Source organism: Pseudomonas sp. GW822-FHT02D10 (assembly GCF_058802345.1).
On the sequence record NZ_JBXAOB010000007.1, the window covers coordinates 33377 to 57711 of the forward strand.

General features: G+C 60.7%; 19 protein-coding genes. 12 read left to right on the top strand and 7 right to left on the bottom strand.

The window, feature by feature from the left end; all coding sequences use genetic code 11:
- Positions 1–307: 307 nt before the first annotated feature.
- On the bottom strand, positions 308–1207 hold the full coding sequence (locus AC1RPZ_RS13360; protein ID WP_493137518.1) for a LysR family transcriptional regulator: 900 nt from the start codon (positions 1205–1207) through the stop codon (positions 308–310).
- Between the two features lie 134 nt (positions 1208–1341).
- Between AC1RPZ_RS13360 and AC1RPZ_RS13365 the strand changes: the two genes are divergently transcribed.
- The 8 genes from AC1RPZ_RS13365 (at position 1342) to AC1RPZ_RS13400 (ending at position 13509) form a co-directional block, all read left to right on the top strand.
- Positions 1342–2985: a GMC family oxidoreductase gene (locus AC1RPZ_RS13365; protein ID WP_493137519.1), complete on the top strand. Its 1644-nt coding sequence runs from the start codon at positions 1342–1344 to the stop codon at positions 2983–2985.
- 216 nt (positions 2986–3201) lie between these two features.
- The gene (locus tag AC1RPZ_RS13370; protein WP_493137520.1) at positions 3202–4824 is read left to right on the top strand and encodes an MFS transporter; all 1623 of its coding nucleotides are present in this window, start codon (positions 3202–3204) and stop codon (positions 4822–4824) included.
- A 323-nt stretch (positions 4825–5147) separates the two neighbouring features.
- Positions 5148–5504 (top strand): hypothetical protein, encoded by a 357-nt coding sequence (locus AC1RPZ_RS13375; RefSeq protein ID WP_493137521.1) that lies wholly within the window; start codon positions 5148–5150, stop codon positions 5502–5504.
- A 406-nt stretch (positions 5505–5910) separates the two neighbouring features.
- Positions 5911–6201 (top strand): hypothetical protein, encoded by a 291-nt coding sequence (locus AC1RPZ_RS13380; RefSeq protein WP_493137522.1) that lies wholly within the window; start codon positions 5911–5913, stop codon positions 6199–6201.
- 286 nt (positions 6202–6487) lie between these two features.
- A complete protein-coding gene (gene mgtA / locus AC1RPZ_RS13385; protein WP_493137523.1) occupies positions 6488–9202 on the top strand; it encodes a magnesium-translocating P-type ATPase in 2715 nt (904 codons plus the stop codon).
- A 224-nt stretch (positions 9203–9426) separates the two neighbouring features.
- A complete protein-coding gene (locus tag AC1RPZ_RS13390; protein ID WP_493137524.1) occupies positions 9427–11121 on the top strand; it encodes a Na/Pi cotransporter family protein in 1695 nt (564 codons plus the stop codon).
- Positions 11109–11462, top strand: a complete 354-nt coding sequence (locus AC1RPZ_RS13395) for a DUF2493 domain-containing protein (protein ID WP_493137525.1) — start codon at positions 11109–11111, stop codon at positions 11460–11462. Before AC1RPZ_RS13390 ends, AC1RPZ_RS13395 begins: the two co-directional genes overlap by 13 nt.
- A gap of 97 nt (positions 11463–11559) precedes the next feature.
- On the top strand, positions 11560–13509 hold the full coding sequence (locus AC1RPZ_RS13400; protein ID WP_493137526.1) for a DNA topoisomerase III: 1950 nt from the start codon (positions 11560–11562) through the stop codon (positions 13507–13509).
- Here AC1RPZ_RS13400 and glsB read toward each other — a convergent pair.
- The 4 genes from glsB to hcnA all read right to left on the bottom strand — a co-directional run bounded on the left by glsB (position 13506) and on the right by hcnA (position 17487).
- Positions 13506–14414, bottom strand: coding sequence for a glutaminase B (gene glsB, locus AC1RPZ_RS13405; RefSeq protein ID WP_493137763.1), 909 nt, complete (start codon positions 14412–14414; stop codon positions 13506–13508). The genes AC1RPZ_RS13400 and glsB overlap by 4 nt on opposite strands.
- 100 nt (positions 14415–14514) lie before the next feature.
- The gene (gene hcnC, locus AC1RPZ_RS13410; RefSeq protein ID WP_493137527.1) at positions 14515–15774 is read right to left on the bottom strand and encodes a cyanide-forming glycine dehydrogenase subunit HcnC; all 1260 of its coding nucleotides are present in this window, start codon (positions 15772–15774) and stop codon (positions 14515–14517) included.
- Entirely contained in the window at positions 15767–17176 is a 1410-nt protein-coding gene (gene hcnB, locus AC1RPZ_RS13415) for a cyanide-forming glycine dehydrogenase subunit HcnB (RefSeq protein WP_493137528.1), read from the bottom strand. Before hcnB ends, hcnC begins: the two co-directional genes overlap by 8 nt.
- Positions 17173–17487 carry a cyanide-forming glycine dehydrogenase subunit HcnA gene (gene hcnA, locus AC1RPZ_RS13420; RefSeq protein WP_493137529.1) on the bottom strand — a complete coding sequence of 105 codons (315 nt, stop codon included), beginning with the start codon at positions 17485–17487 and terminating at the stop codon, positions 17173–17175. Before hcnA ends, hcnB begins: the two co-directional genes overlap by 4 nt.
- A 317-nt stretch (positions 17488–17804) precedes the next feature.
- Here hcnA and AC1RPZ_RS13425 point away from each other — a divergent pair, with 317 nt between their 5' ends.
- From AC1RPZ_RS13425 to pncA, 3 genes are all read left to right on the top strand, one after another.
- On the top strand, positions 17805–18488 hold the full coding sequence (locus tag AC1RPZ_RS13425) for a response regulator transcription factor (RefSeq protein ID WP_493137530.1): 684 nt from the start codon (positions 17805–17807) through the stop codon (positions 18486–18488).
- Positions 18466–19869, top strand: coding sequence for a sensor histidine kinase (locus tag AC1RPZ_RS13430; RefSeq protein ID WP_493137531.1), 1404 nt, complete (start codon positions 18466–18468; stop codon positions 19867–19869). Before AC1RPZ_RS13425 ends, AC1RPZ_RS13430 begins: the two co-directional genes overlap by 23 nt.
- 85 nt (positions 19870–19954) lie before the next feature.
- Complete coding sequence (pncA, locus tag AC1RPZ_RS13435) at positions 19955–20593, top strand: bifunctional nicotinamidase/pyrazinamidase (RefSeq protein WP_493137532.1); 639 nt, start codon at positions 19955–19957, stop codon at positions 20591–20593.
- On the opposite strand, the gene AC1RPZ_RS13440 is transcribed toward pncA, so the two are convergent.
- Positions 20594–21895 carry an ATP-binding protein gene (locus AC1RPZ_RS13440; protein WP_493137533.1) on the bottom strand — a complete coding sequence of 434 codons (1302 nt, stop codon included), beginning with the start codon at positions 21893–21895 and terminating at the stop codon, positions 20594–20596.
- A gap of 4 nt (positions 21896–21899) precedes the next feature.
- Positions 21900–22601, bottom strand: a complete 702-nt coding sequence (locus AC1RPZ_RS13445; protein ID WP_493137534.1) for a response regulator — start codon at positions 22599–22601, stop codon at positions 21900–21902.
- Between the two features lie 560 nt (positions 22602–23161).
- Here AC1RPZ_RS13445 and AC1RPZ_RS13450 point away from each other — a divergent pair.
- Positions 23162–24319, top strand: a complete 1158-nt coding sequence (locus AC1RPZ_RS13450) for an efflux RND transporter periplasmic adaptor subunit (RefSeq protein WP_493137535.1) — start codon at positions 23162–23164, stop codon at positions 24317–24319.
- Positions 24320–24335 lie beyond the last annotated feature (16 nt).

Here is a 24335-nt window from a genome sequence, read left to right on the forward strand (position 1 = left end):
GAGGCGATGCCCCCTGGTGAATGCCGGAGCGAAGGAACGCCGAGCCTAAGCGAGGGGCCGGACGCTTGGGGCGAGCGTTTTTTTGCTTACTTTTTTTAGGCGCTTGTAAAAAAAGTGAGTCGCCGTCAGGGCGAAACCCTAAGCGGCCGTTACCGCAGGAATGGATATGTACACCTGCAAGAGATGGGTCGGCTGTCAGGCCGCCATCGCGAGCAGGCTCGCTCCCACAGTTGAACTGTGTACATCCGCAAGAGATTGGTCGGCTATCAGGCCGCCAAGGTCAAAAGATCGCAGCCTTCGGCAGCTCCTACGCGTTTGGGGGCTGGCCGAGCAACACCCCCTGCTCGCTATCACACAACCCCACCACGTAATCCCACAACACCCGCAACCGCACCGACTTATGCAATTCACGGCGAGTGCTGATCCAGTAACTGCGCTGAATACTTTCAGCCGGCAGCAGCGGCACCAATCCCGGGTCGCTACTAGCCATATAGCACGGCAGCACGGCGATCCCCAACCCCGAGCGCGCCGCCTGCTGCTGGGCAATCACGCTGGTGCTGTGAAACACCACCTGAGGGCTGCGGCAAAAACTGTTGAGGAACATCAATTCCTGACTGAACAACAGATCATCGACGTAACCGATCCACGCCTGTCGCGCCAGGTCCTCGCGGCTGCGCAACGGCGGCGAGCGGTCGAGGTAGGCCTGGCTGGCATAGAGCGCCAAACGATAATCGGTGAGTTTGCGAGTGACCAGCATGTCGGCGGTCGGGCGTTCCAGATGAATGCTGATCTCGGCTTCACGGTTGAGGATGCTGACGAAACGCGGCACCGCCACCAGCTCCACTTCCAGCCCCGGATAGCGATCAAACAAGCCCTGCATGCGACTGGCGAGGAACATGATCCCCAGGCCTTCGGTCACCCCGACGCGGATCTTGCCCAGCGGCGCGCTGGACTGAGTGATTTCCTCCTGCGCCAGCAAGGCGACGTTTTCCATGGCTTCAGCGTGTTTGAGCAGTGCTTCACCGGCCGGGGTCAATTGGTAACCCTGGGCTTGCTGGACGAACAGCGCGGTGCCGAGGCTGGTTTCGATCGCCTCGATGTGCCGCGCCACAGTGGCGTGAGTGGTTTTCAAGCGCCGGGCGGCGGTCAGCAAGCGGCCGCTGCGTTGCAATTCGAGAAAAAACCGCAAGTCATTCCAGTCGAACATCAGCCTTCCTTGCATGCGTGGGAGTCGATCTCTGTTTAAAAACGCACAGTAGCTGAGTAAAAACTAACATTCTTTTGCCGAAAACTAACAACTAGGATGGATCCCAATAAGAACAACACGCTGCGAGGTCATGGATGCAACCTGCCGTTGATGCATACGATTACATCGTGGTCGGCGCCGGGCCGGCCGGTTGTCTGTTGGCCAATCGACTCTCCGCCAACCCGCAACACCGGGTGCTGCTGCTTGAAGCCGGCGGGCGCGACAACTATCCGTGGATTCACATACCGGTCGGTTACCTGTTCTGCATCGGCAACCCGCGCACCGACTGGTGTTTCAAGACCGAAGCCCAAACCGGCCTGCAAGGCCGCAGCCTGAGCTACCCGCGCGGCAAGGTGCTGGGCGGCAGTTCGTCGATCAACGGCATGATCTACATGCGCGGCCAGGCGGGTGATTACGACCGCTGGGCCGCCGAGGGCAACCCCGGCTGGAGCTGGAACGACGTGTTGCCGCTGTTCAAGCAAAGCGAAAACCATTTTGCCGGCGACTCGGCGTTTCACGGCGCCGCCGGAGAATGGCGCGTCGAGCGCCAGCGGCTGTCGTGGCCGATTCTCGACGCCTTCCGCAGCGCCGCCGAGCAAAGCGGCATTGCCAGCATCGATGATTTCAATCAGGGCGACAACGAAGGTTGCGGTTACTTCCAGGTGAATCAGAAAGCCGGGGTGCGCTGGAATGCCGCCAAGGCCTTTCTCAAACCGATTCGCCATCGGCCTAACCTCACCGTCTTGACCAACGTCGACGTCGACCGCGTGCTGCTGGAAAACGGCCGTGCATCAAAGGTCAGCGCCCGCTGGCAAGGCCAGGAAAAAACCTTCGCCGCCCGCCAGGAGATCATTCTCAGCGCGGGCTCAGTCGGCTCGCCGAGCATTCTGCAACGTTCCGGCATTGGCCCGAGCGATCTGCTCAAACGCCTCGGAATCGGCGTCGCCCACGAACTCAATGGGGTCGGTGGCAACCTGCAGGATCACTTGCAGCTGCGGCTGATCTATAAGCTGGAAAACGCCCGGACCCTGAACCAGATCGCCGGCAGCCTGTGGGGCAAAATCGGTATGGGCCTGCGTTATCTGTACGACCGCAGTGGCCCGCTGTCGATGGCCCCCAGTCAGCTCGGCGCCTTCGCCCGCTCCGGGCCGGAACAAGCCTCAGCGAACCTCGAATACCACGTCCAACCGCTCTCGCTCGAACGCTTCGGCGAACCCTTGCACGCGTTCCCGGCGTTTACTGCCTCGGTGTGCGACCTGCGCCCGCAAAGCCGTGGCCGAGTAGAGATTCGTTCGGCCGACCCGCAGCAGGCGCCACTGATTCAGCCCAATTACCTGAGCCATCCCGAAGACCTGCGCGTGGCCGCCGAGGCCATTCGCCTGACCCGACGCATCGTTGCCGCGCCGGCCTTGCAACCGTTCAAACCGGTCGAATACCTGCCGGGCGCGGCCTCGCAAAGCGAAGAACAACTGCACGAAGCCGCTGCGCGCATCGGCACGACGATTTTCCATCCGGTCGGCACTTGCCGCATGGGCAACGACGCAAACGCGGTGGTCGACGCTCAGTTGCGGGTCCACGGCATTCCCGGCCTGCGCATTGCCGACGCGTCGATCATGCCGCACATCACCTCGGGCAATACCTGCTCACCTACACTGATGATCGCCGAGAAAGCAGCGCAGCTGATTTTCGCCTCCACTACAAGGAGCTTTAATACCCAAGTCACCGAACTACACGCGTAGGAGCTGCCGCAGGCTGCGATCTTCTGATCTGACGTCAGATCAGGCTCCCTGTGATCGTTGGAAAAGATCGCAGCCTGCGGCAGCTCCTACAGAGGGTGCAATCCGGCGTCGACCATGCAACAACAGAGGACATCGAATCGACAGGAGCGGCGCCAGCCCACAAGGCCGGCGCTGACAGTGGAACAACAATAAATAAACACTGTGAGGGATACCGACATGTCAGAACAGGCTCAAGCAATCGCCGCGACGCTCAGCGACGGCACCAGCAAGGAAACCCAGAAAGTCATTTTCGCCTCGTCCCTCGGGACGGTGTTCGAGTGGTATGACTTCTTTCTCTACGGCGCCCTCGCGGCGGTGATCAGCAAACAGTTCTTCGCCGGAGTCAACGACACCACCGCGTTCATTTTTGCGCTGATGGCCTTCGCCGCCGGCTTCATCGTCCGGCCGTTCGGCGCCTTGGTATTTGGCCGCCTCGGGGACATGATCGGGCGCAAATATACGTTCCTCGCGACCATCATCCTGATGGGCCTGGCGACCTTCTGCGTCGGCCTGCTGCCAACCTACGCCAGCATCGGCATTGCCGCGCCGATCATTCTGGTGCTGCTGCGCATGCTCCAGGGCCTGGCACTGGGCGGCGAGTACGGCGGTGCCGCGACCTATGTCGCAGAACACGCACCGCTCGGCAAGCGCGGCTTCCACACCAGCTGGATTCAGTCCACCGCGACCCTCGGCTTGCTGCTGTCGCTGCTGGTGGTGCTCGGCAGCCGCTACTTCACGGGGGATCAGTTCGAAGTCTGGGGCTGGCGCATTCCGTTCCTGCTGTCGATTGTGCTGCTGGGCATTTCGACCTGGATTCGCCTGAGCCTGCACGAGTCGCCGGCCTTCTTGAAAATGAAAGAAGAAGGCAAGTCCTGTAAAGCGCCGATCCGTGAATCCTTCGGCCAATGGGAGAACCTCAAAGTCGTCCTGATCGCGTTGTTCAGCATCAACGCAGGGCAAGCCGTGACCTTCTACGCGGCGCAGTTCTACGTACTGTTCTTCCTCACCCAATTCCTGAAGATGGACCCGGCCCTGGCCAACACCTTGCTGATCGTCAGCGTGGTGATCGGCGCGCCGTTCTTCATCTTCTTTGGCTGGTTGTCGGACCGGGTCGGGCGCAAACCGATCCTGATGCTTGGCCTGCTGCTGGCCACCGCGCTGTACTTTCCGATCTTCAAAACCCTGGCCCATTACGCCAACCCGGCCATCGACCGGGCCAGTCAGCAGGCGCCAATCACTGTGCTGGCCGATCCGGCCACCTGCACCTTCCAGTTCGACCCGGTGGGCAAGGCGCGTTTTGACAGCCCTTGCGACAAGGTCAAAACCTTCCTGGTCAAACAAGGCCTGCCTTACAGCAGCGAAGCCGCCCCCGCTGGCAGCGCGGTGCAGGTCAGCGTTGGCGATGTAAAAATCGATGGTTTCGACGAGGCGGCCCTGCGCGGTGCCGTGACCCTGGCCGGCTATCCGCAACAGGCAGACACCCAACTGATCAACAAACCGATGATCGTTGTGCTGATCGTGGCGCTGATCATCATTTCCGCGATGTGCTACGGCCCGTTGGCGGCACTGATGGTCGAACTGTTCCCGACGCGCATCCGCTACACCTCGATGTCGCTGCCGTATCACATCGGCAACGGTTGGTTTGGTGGTTTCCTGCCGACCGTGTCGTTCGCGCTGGTGGTGTATACCGGGGATATTTTCTACGGCCTGTGGTACCCGGTGCTGATCACCGGAGTGAGCCTGGTGGTGGGCATGATTTGCCTGCGTGAGACGAAAAACGTGGACCTGGACAAAAACTGACGGATCCAGTAGGAGCTGCCGAAGGCTGCGATCTTTTCCACAATCAGCACCGCTTCAAGACAACAGAAAGATCAACAATAAGATCAACAGATCGCAGCCTTCGGCAGCTCCTACAAGCATAAAAAAGTCCGCCCATGTTGGCCCTGGGCGGACTTTCACTTCACAGAACTGCGTCTGCGGTTCTTGTCAGCAGAGTTTAGGTCAGATTACCCGTGGTTGCTGCCTGACTGACGGTACGCCCCTTCATCGCCAGCTTATTGACGTCCTGACCCTGCAAGCGCGACATGATGAGTCCGGTAGTGTTCGGGCAAGGATGGTTCAACATGGCAAAAATCAACGTTTTGGCAGGCAATTTTCTACAAGGCGATAGTGAGTACCGTGAAGGCGCGTTCCGGCTGAAAACACCCTTCAATCCAGCGCCAGGGGTCAAAGTGCAAGCCTCGGCATTCAAAACCCTGGAGGTTGCATCCCAGGAGAGCGTTACCAACAAGAAGGATGCCATTGGCTACGGCATCGCCGGCGCCATGCTGCTCGGCCCCGTCGGGGCGATCGCCGGCTACCTGATGGCTGGCAAGGATACCGAGATCACGTTCATCGCCACCTTCAAGGATGGCAGCAAGCTGTTGGCGGCAACTGACAGCGATACTTACCGGGATATATCCCGGCACATGAGTCATTAAGCATTACGCGCAAACCCTGGTGCTCATGATATTCAATCGTAATGTCATGAGCACTTCCCGCCGCCACATTGATAACAATCGAATATAAAGACTCTGCTGTATCCTCCCGCCTCCATTGGCCACACTTCCTACCTGTCTAATACCTAAACAAAGTGCTTTTAAGGTTGACTTCAGTGGCCTGCCTGAGTACATTGCGCGGGCCAGTAATTCAGGCCTTTTTTTCAACTCACTAAAGAATCCAATGGACACAGTATCTAGACGCTGTCTGGCTGATGCGAATTCGCAGAGCTGGGCATTTAACCCAGAAAATGACGGGACTCGACTCCTCGGTCGGGTAAGCTGCGCTAGGGCTTGATGCTCCAACGTAACTTGCCTCTCCGGCGTCAGTCCGGTTGCGAGGCATGTTATGAACTTCAAATCTACGGTAATGCCAGGTGTACGCGCCTTCGCCTCGACGATGCGCGTAAAGCTGTGCCGCGAGCGCGTTGTAGCGGTTCGCTCTCCATTTTCCTCCCCTTCTTCGCGCACTCAGGCTCACCTGCGTGCCAACTGGCGCGTCTGCCCGGCCACCGGCCAACTCCAGCAACGTTGGAGCTTCGACGAAAGCCAGGAACCACCGAGTCGATGCTTCGCGCACCTCTTGCAACAGGCCAGCCTGATGCTGGGCCTGTCCCTCGGGGCACGCACTTTCAGTTAATCTGAAAGTACCTGAAAGCAACTAACCAGCATTTTCCTCTTATAAGGAATTCGGCAACTTCCTATTGCCTGCTTAACACACAAACTTATTGGAGTCTGTCATGGACGAAGCCAGTAGTAGGTTCGCTGCATACCGGTTGTTATTGGTTATGCAGCGAACGTTAAAGCATAAGAAACAACACTTCCGGAATCGATCGCTTACTTGCGGCTCGACCTACTTTCGCTCGCCTTTAATTAGCTGAGTTGTCGGTGTGTCGTGCCGCAAGCCTGCGGCAGGAGCACACGCAATGACCACTGTAAAAACCCCGAAAAAACACACCCAGGGCGCCACCAGCGACGACACCAAGCTGTCGATGCGCGCTGCCCGTGAGGCGCAGAATGGCCTGGCGGTCACCCTCGCCAACGTGAAAACCTCCACGGATGGCCTGACCGAACTCGACGCCGAAGGCCGTCTGCACCGCGAAGGCTTCAACGAAGTGGCGCACGACAAGCCGCCTCATGCGCTGGTGCAGTTGCTGCTGGCCTTCAACAACCCCTTCATCTACGTCCTGATGACACTGACCGCCATCAGCTTCGTCACCGACTTCTGGCTACCCCTTCAAGACGGCGAAGAAACCGATCTCACTGGCGTGATCATCGTACTGGTGATGGTGCTGGCGAGCGGCCTGATGCGCTTCTGGCAAGAGCACCGTTCAGCCAGGTCTGCTGAATCCCTCAAGGCCATGGTCCGCACCACCGCCACCGTGCTACGGCGCGAGCAGATGGGCATGAAGCCCAAACTGCGGGAAGTGCCGATGCGTGAACTGGTGGCAGGCGACATCGTTCAGCTGTCCGCTGGCGATATGATCCCTGCGGATATTCGCCTGATCGAATCCCGAGACTTGTTCATCAGTCAGGCCGTGCTGACCGGGGAAGCCTTGCCGGTCGAGAAATACGACACCTTGGGCAACGTCGCACAGAAGTCCGCTTCGGCGACCCCGACTGATCAGTCCAACCTGCTGGATCTGCCAAACATCTGCTTCATGGGCACCAACGTGGTCAGCGGCACCGCCAAAGCGGTGGTGGTCGCGACCGGTTCACGCACGTACTTCGGCTCGCTCGCCAAAGCCATCGTCGGCTCCCGCGTGCAAACTGCCTTCGACCGCGGGGTGAACAGCGTCAGTTGGCTGTTGATCCGTTTCATGCTGGTCATGGTGCCGATCGTCTTCCTGCTCAACGGTTTCTCCAAAGGCGACTGGACCGACGCATTCATGTTCGCCCTCGCGGTGGCGGTTGGCCTCACCCCGGAAATGCTGCCGATGATCGTCAGCGCCAACCTCGCCAAGGGCGCGATGGCGATGGCAAAACGCAAAGTCGTGGTCAAGCGTCTCAACGCGATTCAGAACTTCGGCTCGATGGACGTGCTGTGCACCGACAAGACCGGCACCCTGACCCAGGACAAAATCATCCTCGAACACCACGTCGACATCAGTGGCCGGCGCGACGATTCGATCCTTGAACTGGCCTGGCTCAACAGCCATCACCAGAGCGGTCTGCGAAACCTGATGGACCAGGCGGTGGTGCAGTTCGCCGAGCGCAACCCGACATTCAAGATTCCGTTCGCCTACAGCAAGATCGATGAGCTGCCGTTCGACTTCATCCGTCGGCGCCTGTCGATCATCGTCAAGGACAGCCGCGACGATCATCTACTGGTCTGCAAGGGCGCGGTCGAGGAGATGCTGAGCATTTCCAGCCACATCCACGAGAACGGTGTGATCGTTGCTCTGGATGAACCGCGTCGCAAAGAGCTGCTGGCGATGGCGAACGAGTACAACGAAGACGGCTTCCGGGTGCTGGTCGTCGCCACTCGCGAGATCCCGAAAGCCCAAAGCAAAAATCAGTACAAAACCAATGATGAACGAGAGCTGGTGATTCGCGGTTTCCTGACCTTCCTCGATCCGCCGAAGGAGACCGCTGGCCCGGCGATTGCCGCGTTGCGTGATATGGGCGTGGCCGTCAAGGTGCTGACCGGCGACAACGCCGTGGTGACCTGCAAGATCTGCCGCGAAGTCGGGCTGGAGCCAGGCACGCCGCTGCTCGGGCAAGACATCGAGAGAATGGACGAGTCGACCCTCAGGCTGCGGGTCGAAGAACGCACGGTGTTTGCCAAGCTCACGCCGCTACAGAAATCCCGGGTGCTCAGGGCCTTGCAGTCGAACGGTCACACCGTGGGCTTCCTCGGCGACGGCATCAACGACGCCCCTGCCCTGCGTGACGCCGACGTCGGTATTTCGGTCGACAGCGGCACCGACATCGCCAAGGAATCGGCCGATATCATCCTGCTGGAAAAGAGCCTGATGGTGCTCGAAGAAGGCGTGCTCAAGGGGCGCGAGACCTTCGGCAACATCATGAAGTACCTGAACATGACCGCCAGTTCGAACTTCGGCAACGTCTTTTCGGTATTGGTGGCCAGTGCCTTCATCCCGTTCCTGCCGATGCTGTCGATTCACCTGCTGCTGCAAAACCTGATGTACGACATCTCTCAGCTGGCGCTGCCGTGGGACAAGATGGACAAGGAATACCTGCGCAAACCGCGCAAGTGGGACGCCAAGAACATCGGGCGCTTCATGCTGTGGATCGGACCGACCTCGTCGATCTTCGACATCACCACCTTTGCCCTAATGTGGTACGTGTTCTCGGCCAATAGCGTGGAAATGCAGACCCTGTTCCAGTCCGGCTGGTTCATCGAAGGCTTGCTGTCGCAAACGCTGGTGGTGCACATGCTGCGGACCCAGAAGATCCCGTTCTTCCAGAGCACCGCGGCATTGCCGGTGATCCTGATGACTGGGCTGGTGATGGCGCTGGGCATCTACATCCCGTTCTCGCCACTCGGCACGTTGGTCGGCCTGCAACCGCTGCCATGGCAGTACTTCCCATGGCTGGTGGGTACTCTGCTCAGCTACTGCGTATTCGCTCAGCTGATGAAAACCTTCTACATCCGCCGCTTCAAGCAATGGTTCTGATGCACTGAACCGCAATCCCTCCAGGGGCGGGCTTGCCAACCCTGCCCCTGTAGGAGCTGCCGAAGGCTGCGATCTTTTGATCTTTGGCGATTTCAGCTCCGCCAAACATCAAGATCAAAAGATCGCAGCCTTCGGCAGCTCCTACAAGCTCAGGTGTATTCAAGAAAGCGCAATCTGGCTCTCGGGCCGTAAATAAATGCAACACGAAATAAGGGAGAGTCCTCATGTCGGGAACTACTCTATTGATCAACCTCGCCGGCTCCATCGCGCTACTGCTCTGGGGCACCCATATGATTTCTTCGGCGCTGTTGCGCGGATTCGGCACGCCACTGCGTCACTGGCTGGGAAAAAACCTGAACAACCGCTGGATGGCCTTGCTGTCGGGCGTCGGTATCACCGGTATTTTGCAAAGCAGCACCGCCGTCAGCCTGATGGCGACCTCCTTCACCGCCGCTGGCACCCTGGGCCTTGCGCCTGCACTGGCGGTCATGCTCGGGGCCAATATCGGCTCGACGCTGGTGGTGCAGCTGCTCAGTGTCGACATTTCGATCGTCACGCCCATCGTCCTGCTGGCGGGGTTCATCGTCTTCCGACTGCGCGATGACTCACGCTACGAAAGCGTCGGTTGCGCGCTGATTGGCCTCGGTTTGATGCTGCTGGCGCTGCGCATGCTCGGCGCAACGCTGGGAGCCGTGGAAGGCACAGAGATTTTCCACGCCATCATGCAAAGCCTCGACGGTGATAGGGTCATTGCCTTGCTGGTGGCGATGCTGCTGACCTGGATCTGCCATTCCAGCGTCGCCGTGGTGCTGTTGATTGCCTCGCTGGCCGGCACCGGCCTGCTCTCGCCGGTGACCAGCATGGCGCTGGTGCTCGGGGTGAACATCGGTGGCGCCCTGCCCTCGGTGCTCAACGCCAATTCCAGCGTGGCCCGGCGCTTGCCAGTCGGCAATCTGCTGGTGCGCGTGGCCGGCTCGCTGGTGCTGTTGCCTTTCGTGCCGATGCTCGGCGAGACCCGCCAGATCACCGACCTGGCACCGGCGCTGCTGGTGGTTTACCTGCACAGCCTGTTCAATCTGGTGCTGGCGCTGGTGTTCATCGGTCTGACCGAGCCGCTGGCCAATCTGCTGACCCGTCTGCTGCCGCAACCGGTGCAGGACGTCGACCCTGGCATGCCGCAGTATCTGGACGAGGTCGGCCTTGAAGTGGCCAACATCGGACTGTCCAACGCGGCACGCGAAGCCCTGCGGCTGGCCGACATGCTCTCGGTCATGCTCAGCCGCGTGCTGCAACTGTTCCAGACCTCGGACCAGACCAACGCCGATGAGGTGCGGCAGATCGATCAATCCCTGGACCTGCTGAGCGCGGCGATCCGTGCTTATCTGGCGGACATCGGCCAGGAAGGCATCAGTGACAGCGACGCCGATCGCTCGCAGGAAATCCTGATGTTCGTGATCAACCTGGAGCACGCCGCCGACATCCTGTCCACCAGCCTCGCGCAGTTGGCCGCGCGGCGGTTGCGCCGTGGCGAGAGCTTTTCGGCCTTCGAACTGGGCATGCTCTATCCGCTGCACAACGCGCTACTGGAAAGCCTGAGCCTGGCGATCACCGTGTTTCTGCGCGAAGACCTGCCCACCGCCCACCAATTGATCAACCGCAAGGAGACCGTAAGAAGACTGGAAGCGGCGGCCAGCCGGGAGCACTTTCGCACGTTGCGCGAGGACAAAAACGCCTGGGCCGAATCCGGTGACATCTTTCAACGGCTGCTGCGCGATTACCGACGCGTGCATCACCACATCGCCGCGCTGGCCTACCCGGCGCTCGAACGTGCCGGCGAGCGGGAGATCGACAGCGGCTACCTGACCGAAGCTCATCCGCAACCCGGCGACGACAAGGATGAACTGCGATGCGCGTCCTGATCTGCGCGGGGCGCCATTACGCCGATACCCGCACCTGTCGCCGAGTACTCGAAGCCTTCCAGCGTCTGCACGAAGTGCGCGTGCTGATTCATGGAGGCAATCAGTTCCTGGGGGGCGAAATCGAAGATTGGGCTCGGGAATTGGGCGTCAACATCGTGCGCTACCCACCCAACTGGCAACTGCACGGCAAGCTGGCGGAACGTCTGCGCAACAGCTTCATGCTGCAGGACAGCCGACCCGACATCATCATCGCGCTACCCGGCGGCGAAGACACCGAAGAGCTGGTTGCGCAAGCCAGAACTGCCGGCGTTCAAACGCTGTCGGTGAACGAACGGGGCTAGTTCGCCATAACTGTACATCCATACAGATAAAGGTTGATCCGATTGCCTTCACCGCGCATGCTGTGCACCTCTCAAACCCTGATAACTGATGGTGGTCATGCGGCTGTTTCTCTGTGAAAAACCTTCCCAGGCCAAAGACATTGCGGCGGTGCTCGGTGCCAGCCGGCGCGGCGACGGCTGTTGGCTGGGAACGGACGTCACAGTGACCTGGTGCATCGGCCACCTGCTGGAAACCGCGCCGCCGGATGCCTACGATGCACGCTATAAGCGCTGGGTCCTGGAAGACCTGCCGATCATTCCCGAAAAGTGGAAGATGCTGGTCAAACCCAAAACCGCCAGCCAGTTCAAAGCAGTCAAACGGCTGCTCGGCGAGGCTCATGAGCTGGTGATCGCCACCGACGCCGACCGTGAGGGCGAGATGATTGCCCGTGAGCTGGTGGAACATTGTCGTTATCGCGGGCCGATCCAGCGCCTGTGGCTGTCGGCGCTGGACGACGCCTCGATTCGCAAGGCCCTGGCGTCGCTCAAACCCGGTGCCGAGACCTTCAGCCTCTATCACTCGGCACTCGGGCGTTCACGCGCCGACTGGTTGATCGGCATGAACATGAGCCGGCTGTTTACCCTGCTCGGGCGTCAGTCCGGCTATCAAGGCGTGCTGCCGGTGGGCCGCGTGCAAACCCCGACCTTGCGTCTGGTGGTGGATCGCGACCGCAGCATTGCCGATTTCGTGCCCGTGCCATATTGGGCCATCGACGTACAACTGCTGCATGACAACATCCCATTCACCGCCCAATGGCGTGCGGCGTCAGACGTCTGCGACGAACATGACCGTTGCCTGAATCAGGCTCTGGCCCAGGAGGCGGCCACGGCCATGCGCAACGCCGCCAGTGCGCGGCTGGTCAAACTGCGCACCGAGCGGGTCCGCGAAGCCGCTCCGTTGCCATTCGACCTTGGCACACTGCAAGAAATCTGCTCGAAAAAACTCGGCCTCGGCGCCCAGGAAACCCTGGACGTTGCCCAGGCACTCTACGAAACCCATAAAGTCATCACCTATCCGCGCAGCGATTGCGGCTACCTGCCGCTGAGTCAGCACAGCGAAGCACCGGGCATTCTCGCCGCGCTTGGACGTGCCGATCCGGGTCTCGGCGAACTGCTCAACTACCTTGAGCCGCAGCGCCGCTCGCGGGCCTGGAACGACGCCAAGGTCAGCGCCCACCACGGGATCATTCCCACGGCTGCGGCGAAAAACTTCGAACGCCTGACCGGCAAGCACCGTGCGGTCTACACCTTGATCCGGGCGCGGTATCTGGCGCAGTTCCTGCCCAATCACGAATACGACCGCACCCAGGCTGACTTCGACTGCGCCGGACAAGCGCTGCGGGCGGTCGGCAAACTGATCGTCGAGCCAGGCTGGAAGCGCGCGCTGCCTGAAGCGTTGGCCCCGGCCAAAGGGCGGGAAGCGCCGGCACCGCAGATGCTTCCGACACTCGCTGAAGGATGGGATTACGCCGTCGCCAACGTGACGCTGAAGGATCTCTGGACCCAGCCACCCAAGCCGTTTACCGAAGGTGACCTGATCAAGGCGATGAAGAATGTCGCCAAACTGGTGGAAGATCCGCTGCTCAAGCAAAAGCTCAAGGACACCACCGGCATCGGCACCGAGGCGACCCGCGCCGGGATCATTCAGGGGTTGCTGGACCGAGGTTATCTGGTCAAGAACGGCAAAGCCCTGGCCGCCACACCGCCGGCCTTCAGCCTGATCGATGCCGTGCCCCGGGCCATCGCCGACCCCGGCACCACAGCCATCTGGGAACAAGCGCTGGACATGGTGCAAAGCGGCGAAATGAGCCTTGAAGAGTTCGTCGCCAAACAAGCCGCCTGGATGAGCAAACAGGTCGGCCGCTGCACCGGCCTGCGCCTGACGATCAGCGGCCCGGCAAGCCCGGCCGGCAAGGGTGCGACACCCTGGAAGAACAAACGTAAAACAACCAAGCGCAAAACCGCACCAACCACCCGGCGCGTGGCCAAACCCGCCGGCAAGACTTAGAACACCGACCAGCCAATGCGCTGACTTAGCAGCTCCAGCGCCGCCATGCCGGCCAGCGAGTTACCCGCCGGGTTCAGCTCCGGTGACCAGACGCACACGGTAAAGCGCCCCGGCACGACGGCCACGATGCCACCGCCCACGCCACTCTTGCCCGGCAAACCGACGCGATAGGCAAAGTTGCCGGCTTCGTCATACAGACCGCTGGTGGCCATGATCGAGTTGACCTGTTGGGTCTGGCGGGCAGTGAGAATCTGTTCGCCGCTGTGCTTGCAGAACCCGTCATTGGCCAGGAAACAGAAGGCCCGGGCCAGGTCGACACAACTCATGCGTAGCGCACAATGGCTGAAATAGCTGCGCAGCACTGCTTCCACATCGTTATGGAAGTTGCCGAACGACTGCATCAGGTACGCCATGGCCGCGTTGCGTGCGCGGTGCTGGTACTCCGACTCGGCGACTTTGCTGTCGACCATCACCTGCGGGTTGCCGGACAAACGCCGTACAAAATCACGCATCGACAACGCCGGCGCGGCAAATCGCGACTGGTTGATGTCGCAGATCACCAGCGCCCCGGCATTGATGAACGGATTGCGCGGTCGACCGCGTTCGAACTCCAGCTGCACCAGCGAGTTGAACGGCTGGCCGGAAGGCTCGTGACCGAGTCGCTCCCAGATTGCCTCGCCGGAATGCTCGATGGCCTGCACCAAACTGAACACCTTGGAAATGCTCTGCACCGAAAACGGCGTGTGCGCATCACCTGCGCAATACAGCTCGCCGTCATTGCCATACACCGCAATGCCCAACTGATCGGCCGGCACACTGCCCAGCGCAGGAATGTAATCAGCCACCTTGCCCTGTCCGATCAGGGGGCGAACCGTGTCAAGGATCTCGTTCAACAACGCTTGCATGCCGGGTTCCGAATTCACGCCCCGTACCACTGCGGGGACACAGACGCTAGACGCCACAGACGCGCGTCAGAGCACAGTTTTGCGCTCAACTGCTTTTGCCTCAGGCCATTTCTGCCTGTTTGGCCACGGCCGCTTTCTGCACTTCAAACCGATCAGCCAGGAATGGTGTGATGTCCAGCGGCAACGCTTCGTTGTTCACCAACTTGTCCAGCAGCACCCCGGTGATCGCCGAGGTCAGGATACCGGTGCGGAAATGCCCGCAGGCATTGAGATAGCCCTGAATCCCCTTCATCGGCCCGAGAATCGGTAATTCGTCCGGTGAGCCCGGTCGCAACCCCGCCCAGCAGCGCTTGAGGTTGATGTGTTCAAGCTCTGGAATGCAGCGGATCGCGCCTTGCACCAGCCCATTGATTTCCGGGTAGGTGGTGGTCACGTCGAAGCCCTTGTCTTCGGTGGTGCTGCCGATCAGGATCTCGCCGTTGTCCTTTTGCGCCAGATAGCAATCGCTGGTGGTCAGGCAGCCGCGCAAGATCTTCGGCATACGCTCGGTCAGCAAAATCTGGCCTTTGACCGGATTCACCGGAATGCTGATGCCCGTGGCTTGCAGACTGAGTTCCGCGGCCCAGGCACCGGCGGCATTGATCAAGGTGTCGCAACGGAACTCGCCGGCTTCGGCAGTCTGCACCCCGACCACCCGCGAACCCTGGCGCAACACGTCAGTGACGTTGGTGTTGAAGTACAGGTCGACGCCATTCTGCCGGGCGCCTTCGGTGTAGGCATCCGCCAGACGGAACGGGCTGACCTGATGGTCGCAGAGAAACTCCAGCGCCCCGCGCGCTTCATGACTGACGCTCGGCTCGGCCTCGCGCAGCGCGGCCTGGTCCAGCCAGCGCACCTGATCGGCCAAATGTGGGATGCAAGCGACGATGTGCTCGGCGTACAAGCGATCCTCATCGTCATAGATCACGAACTTCAGCCCGGTTTTTTCAAACTTGAAGTCCATACCGTGGTTCTCCTGCAACTCGCGGTGCAGGGCTGGATACATCGCATTCGATTGCAGGGCAAAGTCAAAGAACGAATCCGGCAGGATGTGCGGCGTGCTGGAGTCGACCGCCACCGCCGTGCCCTGGGTTTCGCGCTTGCGGTTGGCCGACATCATGCGAAAAAAGATCACCCCGCAGCCCAGCCCCACCGACTCGCCAATCGCCCAGAGACCGCCGGCCGATGCACGGGTCGCATTGCCAGGACGCTTGGCGTCGATCAGCGCGATTTTCAGATTTTTGCGTTTCGACAATTGATAGGCGCAAGAAGCCCCGATCACACCGCCACCGGCAATCACCACATCGTAGAACTTACTCATGATTCAACGCCTCCGTGCCGAGGTTCTGGAAAGCCGAAAAAGGAATCGGATCAATCGGGAAACGCGGTCGCAACCAGCCTACATCCTGGCGCCCGGTGGCTTCACGCAAGCGGTCGCTGCAATAGCCGACGCACATCCGCCCCTGACAATCGCCCATGCTCACCCGCGTGCGCATTTTCAGGCTGGCCATGTCCTCGACGCCCTGAGACAAAGCCAGATCAATGTCGGCTCGGGTTGCGTTTTCGCAGCGGCAAATCACCGTATCGGCAGCCGGCAACGCCGTTTGCCCGGCACCGCGTTCGGTGTAGCGATCCACCGCCGCACGAAAGCGCACGATGGACTTGAGCTTCGCCAGATAGCGGTCACGCAATTGCAACGTACGGTCAGCGTCCAGCACACCGCGCTGCATGAGAATCGAGAGTGCCGCGATCCGTCCGCCAAGCATCGCCGCCTCACCACCACGAATCCCGCCCATGTCGCCGGCCAGGTGGACGTGCGGTTCGCTGCTTTGCTGCCAGATATTGGCCGTGGCGCGCAGATAACCGTCATCGCTGAAGCCATGTTCCAGACCCATTTGCTGACTGAGCTGAGTACGCGGAATAAAGCCATAGCCCACCGCCAGAGTCTGCGCCGCAACCTGCTCGGCGCGACTCAGGTCTGGCTGCCAGCGGCTGGAATACGGTGCGACCGTCACGCTGCGCAACTCCCCCTCGCCTTGCGCCTCGACCACGCCCCAACCGTAACGCATCGCGATTCGGTGCAATTTCAGGTAGGCGAGCATGCTCAGCCCGTCGAGGAACAGTTGCGGTTTGTTCAGCAGTGCCAGGCTTTCCTTGGCGATCTTGCCGAACGCGCAGGCCTCGAACACACCGGCAACCTTCACCCCGGATGCATGCAATTGACAGGCAACCAGCGGCAACAACGGACCGGTACCGGCGATCACCACCGGGCTTTGCGGTTTGACCACGCCACTTTTGATTTGCAGCTGTAAACCGCCCAGCAATATCACTCCCGGCAAGGTCCAGCCGGGGAACGGTACGCTGCGCTCATGGCATCCGGCGGCGAGCAACAACTGCGGGTAGGTGATTTCCTGCAAACGTTCGTCAGCGTCCAGCAGCAACAGCGCCCGAGTGCCTTCTGCGCCGACGACGCGACTGTTCAAGCGCACATTGATCAACGCCGCACGGTCCTGAAACTCGCCATGCAATTTGGCCAGCGCCTCCGAATAGCGCGGCCCGAGGTATTCGAGTTCGACGCCGTCACGCAACGGCCCGCGATAGACCACACCACCGAGTCGTGAGGCCTCTTCGAGCAGCGTGCAGCGCACGCCGTGCTTGGCCAGCTCGATGGCCGCCGCCATGCCCGCCGGGCCTCCCCCGACGATTACCGGATTCACGCTCATAACGCCTCCTGCTCGGCAATACGGTTGACCTGGGTTTCGACCTGCATGCCCGGTCGAACCAGGGTCTGGCAAGCGCGGCGTTTATGTCGGCCGTTGATTTTCACCAGACAGCATTGGCACACACCCATGCCGCAATAGGCCCCGCTGATCTGATCGTGATCGTTGCGTGCGACCTGGCGCACGCCGAGGGATTGAATGACCGTCAGCACGGTTTCGCCAATGGCGGCGCTGACCGGCTGGCCATTGAGTTCGATGGTCATGTCCGCCCGCATGAGCGGCTGAATATCAAAGGTACGGTCTAGGCGTTGCATTGCATATTTCATCCGTGAAAAGTTATTGAGGGTGATCAGCGTCATGCTGCGGTATTTCGACGACGCCACATCGGTACGCCGGGGCAATGTAGCCGATAGTGCCAGAAGCCCCTGAATCTTTAACGTTACGTGATATGCCAAAGCGAAATATTGACCCAGGCCAGTGAACTGCCCTGCTCTTTCATCGGTCACCCGCCTGAAAAAACCGCGCCTGCCTGAAGGGGGATCTACCCTGTATGAAAGTTTTTTCAGAACCCTCGCGGGCATTTCTTGGCACACTGCCGCCTGTGTATTTCACTCACTCTCAGGCAAGCCCCATGACCCGAATCCTGACCATTGAAGACGACGCCGTCACCGCACGGGAGATCGTTGCCGAGCTGAACAGCCATGGATTGCAGGTGGACTGGGTCGCCAATGGTCGAGAAGGCCTGGCGCGGGCAGTCAGCGGTGACTACGACCTGATCACCCTTGACCGCATGCTGCCGGAACTCGATGGTCTGGCGATTGTCACCACCTTGCGCACCATGGGTGTGTCGACGCCGATTCTGATGATCAGCGCCCTGTCCGACGTCGACGAGCGCGTTCGCGGCTTGCGTGCCGGCGGCGACGATTACTTGACCAAACCCTTCGCCACCGACGAAATGGCCGCCCGGGTCGAAGTTCTGCTGCGCCGCCAGAACACCGTCAAGGACTACACCACGACCCTGCGCGTGGCCGACCTCGAGCTCAATCTGATCAGCCGCGAAGCCAGCCGCGCCGGGCAGTTGCTGAGCCTGCTGCCCACCGAATACAAAGTGCTGGAGTTTCTGTTGCGCAATACCGGGCAGATTCTCTCGCGGATGATGATTTTCGAAGAAGTCTGGGGCTATCACTTCGACCCGGGCACCAACCTGATCGATGTACACATCGGACGTCTGCGCAAAAAGATCGACCCCCCGGGCCTACTGCCGCTGATACGGACTGTACGAGGCTCGGGTTATGTCATTGCTGAACCCGTCTAAAGGCTGGCGCTCCTCCAGCAGCCGTTTGCTGGCGCTCTACAGTGCGCTGTTCGTGGTCTGGAGCGGCCTGCTCATGGGGGTGATGTATTACGAGGTTTCCAGCTACCTGGAGAACCTTGCCAAACATTCGCTGATGCAACGCCAGCACCTGTTTTCACGCTTCCACGGCGAACAACTGGATGAGGCGCTGATTGCCAGCATCACCTTCGACCAGCGCGGCATCGACGCCTATGGGCTGTTCGACGAGCAGCATCGGCCCCTGCACGGACTGATCCGCAAGATCCCCGCCGGTCTGCCACTGGACGGCAAGATCCATGAACTGCCCGACTGCGCCGACCCGGATGACGCCAGCATGCCGTCCGACAGTTGCGACGCGGTGGCGACTCACACTCTGGATGGCCGCTGGCTGGTTCTGGTGCGTGACAACGGTTCGTTGTTCGCGGTCACGCGGATCATCCTGTATGCACTGTTCTGGGGAGTCTCGCTGACGATTATCCCCGGCATCGCCGGTTGGCATCTGTTGCGCCGTCGGCCGTTACGGCGGATTCGTGCCCTGCAAGCGAGCGCCGAAGCCATCGTCGCCGGTAACCTGAACCACCGTTTGCCGCTGTCCAGCCGCCGCGATGAGCTGGACATGCTCGCGGCCATCGTCAACGCCATGCTTGAACGCATCGAGCGGCTGGTGAATGAGGTCAAGGGGGTTTGCGACAACATCGCCCATGACCTGCGCACCCCGCTCACCCGGCTACGCGCGCAGCTTTACCGCATTCAACAGCAGGCCGCCGAGGGGTCCGACGAAGCGACGCAACTGGATCAGGTGCTCGCCGAAACCGACACCCTGATGGCGCGTTTTCGCGGGTTGCTGCGGATTTCCGAGCTGGAGGATCAACAGCGGCGTTCGGGCTTCGTGCTGTTCGATCCATTGCCGCTGCTGCAGGAACTGCACGATTTTTACCTGCCACTGGCCGAAGAAGGCCACCTGAACTTGAGCCTGCAAACGCCGCAGACCTTGCCAGCGCTGACCGGTGACCGGGCGTTGTTGTTCGAAGCACTGTCGAACTTGCTGAGCAACTCGATCAAGTTCACCCCGGCGGGTGGTCAGGTCATTGTGCGGGCGAGCGACAACGCCGGTAGCACACGCATCGAGGTCCTCGACTCCGGCCCCGGCATCCCGGCGGACAAACGCACGGCGGTGTTTCAACGTTTCTACCGCGTTGACGACAACGCTATCAAGGGTGGTTTTGGTCTGGGTTTGTCGATTGTCGCAGCCATCGTCAACCTGCACGGGTTCAACCTTGACGTCGGCAGCAGCGAACTCGGCGGCGCCCGCCTGACACTCGATTGCCGCCAGCGTTTGCTGCCCGAAGGCGCTGCAAAATAAATACATCCGTCCTGTTTCTTTGTAGGCCCCGTGGGTTGAACCAGGCGCTATGCTTCAGGCTTCACTTCCAGGAAGGTAACCGGTCATGACGTCCACATCGGCTCAATCACACTGCGCCCTACTGGTCATTGACGTACAAAACGACTTCACCCCCGGTGGCCGCCTGGCGGTACCCGAGGGCGATCAGATCATTCCCTTGATCAATCGCCTTGCCGGTCAGTTCACCCAGGTGATCATCGCCCAGGACTGGCATCCGGCCGGGCACGCCTCGTTCGCGTCCAGCCACGCCGGACGCGAACCCTATGACGTCATTCAACTGCCTTACGGCGCCCAGACCCTGTGGCCGGAGCACTGTGTGCAAGCCACGACCGGCGCAGCACTGCACGCCGAACTGAACCTGCCCCACGCCCAACTGATCATCCGCAAAGGCTGTAACCCGGACATCGACAGCTATTCGGCGTTTCTGGAAGCGGATCGCACGACCCCCACCGGATTGGCCGGATACCTGAGGGAACGCGGAATCGATACGGTGTATGTGGTTGGGCTTGCGCTGGATTTCTGCGTGATGTTTACAGCGCTGGATGCCCGGGCCGCCGGGTTCAATGCCACGGTGGTGCTGGATGCCTGCCGGGCGATCGACTTGAACGGCTCGCTGGCCTTGGCCATGGAGCGGATGGACCAGGCGGGCGTCGGGTTGATAACCGCTGCCGAAGTCACGCTTTGATCAGACCGGTGTCGGCAACCACAACCGGAACCGCGCCCCGCCCAGTGGCGAGGTTTCGGCCGTCAGCGTGCCGGCCTGGGCTTCCAGTGCCCGACGGCTGATCGCCAGCCCCAGACCAAACCCGCCCGTGGCGCGATCGCGGCTGCGGTCCAACCGATAGAACGGTTCGAAGATCCGCTCACGTTCGTCTTCCGGGATGCCGATACCGTCATCGTCGACCCGGATTTCGCAGCCTTTGGCGCAGACCTGCACGCCGATCTGAATGCGTTTTTCGCAGTAACGCATGGCATTGCGCAGCAGATTCTGGATCGCTCGGGCGGTCAGGCGTGGGTCGAGACTGAAGCGTTCGAGCTGGCCGTGCAGCATTACGTCGATGACGATGTCCGGCGACTCCAGTTCTTCATCGACGCTGCCCAGAATACTGTCGATGAACTCATCCAGCGACACGTCCACCTGCTCTGGCACCCGCGCCGGATTTTGCAGGCGGCTGTAGGAGAGCAATTCCAGCACCAACTCATCCAGTTCACGAATGTGTGCAACCAAGCCCTGCAAACGCTCGCGGCTGGCGGCCGGCAAGTCGTCGGACAACGCCAGTGCCAGACCAAAGTCCAGACGGGTCAGCGGCGTGCGCAGTTCGTGGGACACCGCATTGAGCAAGTCACGTTGCTGGTTCAGGAGATTCTCTATATCGCCGGCCATGGTGTCGAAGACGTTGGCCAGGCTGCCGATGTTCGAACTCGACGGGATTTGCGTGCGCTCGCTCAAGTGGCCCTTACCGAAGCGCTCGGCAGTATTTTTCAGGCGTTCCAGGTCGCGCCAGTGCGGCCGCAACCAGATCAACAGGCAGGCCAGCAGCGCGGCGCCGATCAGTACGTTGATGCTCCAGTACAACACATTGACGTCCAGCGGATCCGGCGGCACCACCAGTTTCACCGACAGTTGCTCATCCAGCGGTGACACCGCCAGCGTGCGCCAACCCCAGTCGCCCATGCGGATAACCTTTTCACCGCGCTCCAGACGTTCACGTTCGTAGGGTGTGAAATCCGCGTCGTCATTGCGCACCAGCACCACGTGCAGCGGGCTGAAGTCTTTGTCCAGCTGCGCAGCCAGATGTGTCCATTGCTCGCTCGGCACCGCGTGAAACTGTTTGACGATCAGGTTCTGCAAGCCCCGGGACTGATCAAGGTTGTAGTTCACGAATCGCTCATGAAAAACCTTGATCACCAGATCCGGGATGAAATAGATCGCCGCGCTGAAGGTGACGATGGTGATCAGGTAGAGGCGGATCAGAATACGCAGCATGGCTTCAGCATTCCCACTCGGAGCGACTGAACAGATAGCCCTTGCCCCACACGGTCTTGATCTTGCGCGCTTCGCCGGCGTGGTCGTCGAATTTGCGCCGCAGCTTGGAGATCGCCACATCCACCGAACGGTCGGTGCCGTTGAATTCGATGCCGCGCAGACGTTGCAGAATCTGGTCGCGACTGAGCACTTCACCGGCATGGCGCGCCAGCACCACCAGCAGGTTGTATTCGCCGCTGGACAGTTCGACCAACTGCTCGCGCCAGGTCACGGTGCGCTCCGACAGGTCGATACAGAGGTTGCCCATGAGGATTCGGTCGCTGGCGGTCTGGGGTTCGTTCAGGCTGCTGCGTCGCAACAAGGTGCGCACCCGCGCCAACAATACCCGTGGTTCGCAAGGCTTGGTGACGTAATCGTCAGCGCCCATCTCCAGGCCCAACACCTGATCGTGACTGTCGTCGCGGGCCGTCAGCATGAGAATCGGCAGGGCCGCCGAATCGGCGCGCAGCAAACGACAGACTTGCAGCCCATCAAGGCCCGGCAGCATCAGGTCGAGGATCACCAGGTCCGGCGGATTGACCCGCGCTCGTTCGCGCACATGATCGCCACGGCTGATCACGCTGACCTGATAGCCATTGCGTTCAAGGTAGCTGGCAATCAATTCAGAGAGCGCGGAGTCGTCTTCGACCAGGAGGATATTGGGCATGGGTGTTTCCAGAAAGTGCAGTGGCGTTTGATACACCGCCATCGCGAGCAAGCTCGCTCCCACAGGGATTTGATGTGATCACAGATTTTGTGGACACCCCGGTCAACTGTGGGAGCGAGCTTGCTCGCGATAGCAGCCGATCAGTCGCAAAAGGAATCAAGCGACCAAGGATATACGCCCTCACGCACGCGCGAGTAAAACCCTTACACAATTTCACACAGCCGCTACAAAGCTTCACCGCTACCCTGACCGCCTCCCCGTAGGATGTTGGGGGCGTTCTCAATTAGTTTCCCCGCCGCGTTGTCGCCTTAAAGCGGGCCAGGCAAGGCGCAGGCCGCTGGAAATGGTTGCTCCCTTTCCAAGGCCTGCAACGCAGCCTGGCCCGTTTTAAGGCACAACCCGAAGGGCCGGGCCTGCTGCTGTGCAGGGCGGCGTTGCTCGAAGCTTATTTGGAATGACCAAACCACGCTTCTCGCGCCTTGCCCTGCACAGCAGCAGACCCGGCGCGGTGTGGAAACTAATTGAGAACGCCCCCTAGGGGTCATCATTGGGGTATTCACATGTCAAAGAACCTGTTTGCGAAGCTCGGCCTGATTGCCTTGGCAATGACGCTGAGCGCGTGTGACAAGTCCTCCACCGCCGAAGAAGCAACGCCGCTGGCCACGGTCCGGATCGAAACCCTCTCAGCCCGGCCGCTATCGATCAGCAGCGAACTGAGTGGGCGGATCGCCGCACCACGGATCGCCGAAGTCCGTGCCCGGGTGGCCGGTGTGGTCTTGCAACGGACCTTCCGCGAAGGCAGCGACGTCAAACAAGGCGACGTGCTGTTTCGCATTGATCCGGCACCGTTCAAGGCCGATCTGGACAGCGCCCAGGCGTCGCTGCGCAAGGCCGAGGCCAATGCCTTTCAGGCGCGCTTGCAAGAGCAACGCTACGCGCAACTGATCGAAGGCAACGCCATCAGCGGTCAGGATTACGACAACGCCCGCACCAATGTCCGCCAGACTGCCGCCGATGTCGCGGCCAATCAGGCCGCCGTGCAACGGGCGAAACTGAACCTGGGTTACGCCACCGTCACCGCACCGATTTCCGGGCGAGTTGGCCGTGCATTGGTCACCGAAGGCGCGCTGGTCGGGCAGAACGAAAGCACGCCATTGGCGCTGATCCAGCAGCTGGACCCGATCCACGCGAACCTGACCCAGTCGACCCGCGAACTCAACGAGTTGCGCCGGGCCTTCCGCGCCGGGCAGCTGCAGCAGATCGGCCAGGACCAGGCCAAAGCCACATTGATTCAGGACGACGGCAGCCTCTATCCGTTGCCGGGCAAACTGCTGTTCGCCGACATCAGCGTCGACCCGAGTACCGGCCAGATCATTCTGCGCAGCGAGTTTCCCAACCCGGACCTCGACCTTTTACCGGGCAGTTTCATCCGCGTGCGTCTGGAGCAAGCGGTGAATCAGCAAGGTATCAGCGTACCGCAACGGGCGATCCTGCGTGACAGCGCCGGCATTGCGCAGGTGCTGTTGCTCGATGCCGACGCCCGCGTCAGCCAGCAACCGGTGCAGCTTGGCCAGGTGCAGAACGATCGCTGGATCGTCACCGGCGGCCTGAAACCCGGCGACCGCATTGTCATCGAAGGCCTGCAGCACGCCCGTCCCGGCGAAAAAGTGCAGATCGACGACACCCCTCTTCCCCTTGCCCAAGTCACCGGGCAGTAGGCAGGACGCAGACTTT

Coding starts and splice junctions, on each gene's coding strand:
- AC1RPZ_RS13425 (WP_493137530.1), top strand. CDS start 17,805: ATGACCCGAATCCTGACCATTGAAGACGACGCCGTCACCGCACGGGAG.
- AC1RPZ_RS13380 (WP_493137522.1), top strand. CDS start 5,911: ATGAACTTCAAATCTACGGTAATGCCAGGTGTACGCGCCTTCGCCTCG.
- AC1RPZ_RS13445 (WP_493137534.1), bottom strand. CDS start 22,601: ATGCCCAATATCCTCCTGGTCGAAGACGACTCCGCGCTCTCTGAATTG.
- mgtA (WP_493137523.1), top strand. CDS start 6,488: ATGACCACTGTAAAAACCCCGAAAAAACACACCCAGGGCGCCACCAGC.
- hcnA (WP_493137529.1), bottom strand. CDS start 17,487: ATGCAACGCCTAGACCGTACCTTTGATATTCAGCCGCTCATGCGGGCG.
- AC1RPZ_RS13375 (WP_493137521.1), top strand. CDS start 5,148: ATGGCAAAAATCAACGTTTTGGCAGGCAATTTTCTACAAGGCGATAGT.
- hcnC (WP_493137527.1), bottom strand. CDS start 15,774: ATGAGTAAGTTCTACGATGTGGTGATTGCCGGTGGCGGTGTGATCGGG.
- AC1RPZ_RS13440 (WP_493137533.1), bottom strand. CDS start 21,895: ATGCTGCGTATTCTGATCCGCCTCTACCTGATCACCATCGTCACCTTC.
- hcnB (WP_493137528.1), bottom strand. CDS start 17,176: ATGAGCGTGAATCCGGTAATCGTCGGGGGAGGCCCGGCGGGCATGGCG.
- AC1RPZ_RS13400 (WP_493137526.1), top strand. CDS start 11,560: ATGCGGCTGTTTCTCTGTGAAAAACCTTCCCAGGCCAAAGACATTGCG.
- AC1RPZ_RS13360 (WP_493137518.1), bottom strand. CDS start 1,207: ATGTTCGACTGGAATGACTTGCGGTTTTTTCTCGAATTGCAACGCAGC.
- AC1RPZ_RS13365 (WP_493137519.1), top strand. CDS start 1,342: ATGCAACCTGCCGTTGATGCATACGATTACATCGTGGTCGGCGCCGGG.
- AC1RPZ_RS13430 (WP_493137531.1), top strand. CDS start 18,466: ATGTCATTGCTGAACCCGTCTAAAGGCTGGCGCTCCTCCAGCAGCCGT.
- AC1RPZ_RS13390 (WP_493137524.1), top strand. CDS start 9,427: ATGTCGGGAACTACTCTATTGATCAACCTCGCCGGCTCCATCGCGCTA.
- AC1RPZ_RS13370 (WP_493137520.1), top strand. CDS start 3,202: ATGTCAGAACAGGCTCAAGCAATCGCCGCGACGCTCAGCGACGGCACC.
- glsB (WP_493137763.1), bottom strand. CDS start 14,414: ATGCAAGCGTTGTTGAACGAGATCCTTGACACGGTTCGCCCCCTGATC.
- AC1RPZ_RS13395 (WP_493137525.1), top strand. CDS start 11,109: ATGCGCGTCCTGATCTGCGCGGGGCGCCATTACGCCGATACCCGCACC.
- pncA (WP_493137532.1), top strand. CDS start 19,955: ATGACGTCCACATCGGCTCAATCACACTGCGCCCTACTGGTCATTGAC.
- AC1RPZ_RS13450 (WP_493137535.1), top strand. CDS start 23,162: ATGTCAAAGAACCTGTTTGCGAAGCTCGGCCTGATTGCCTTGGCAATG.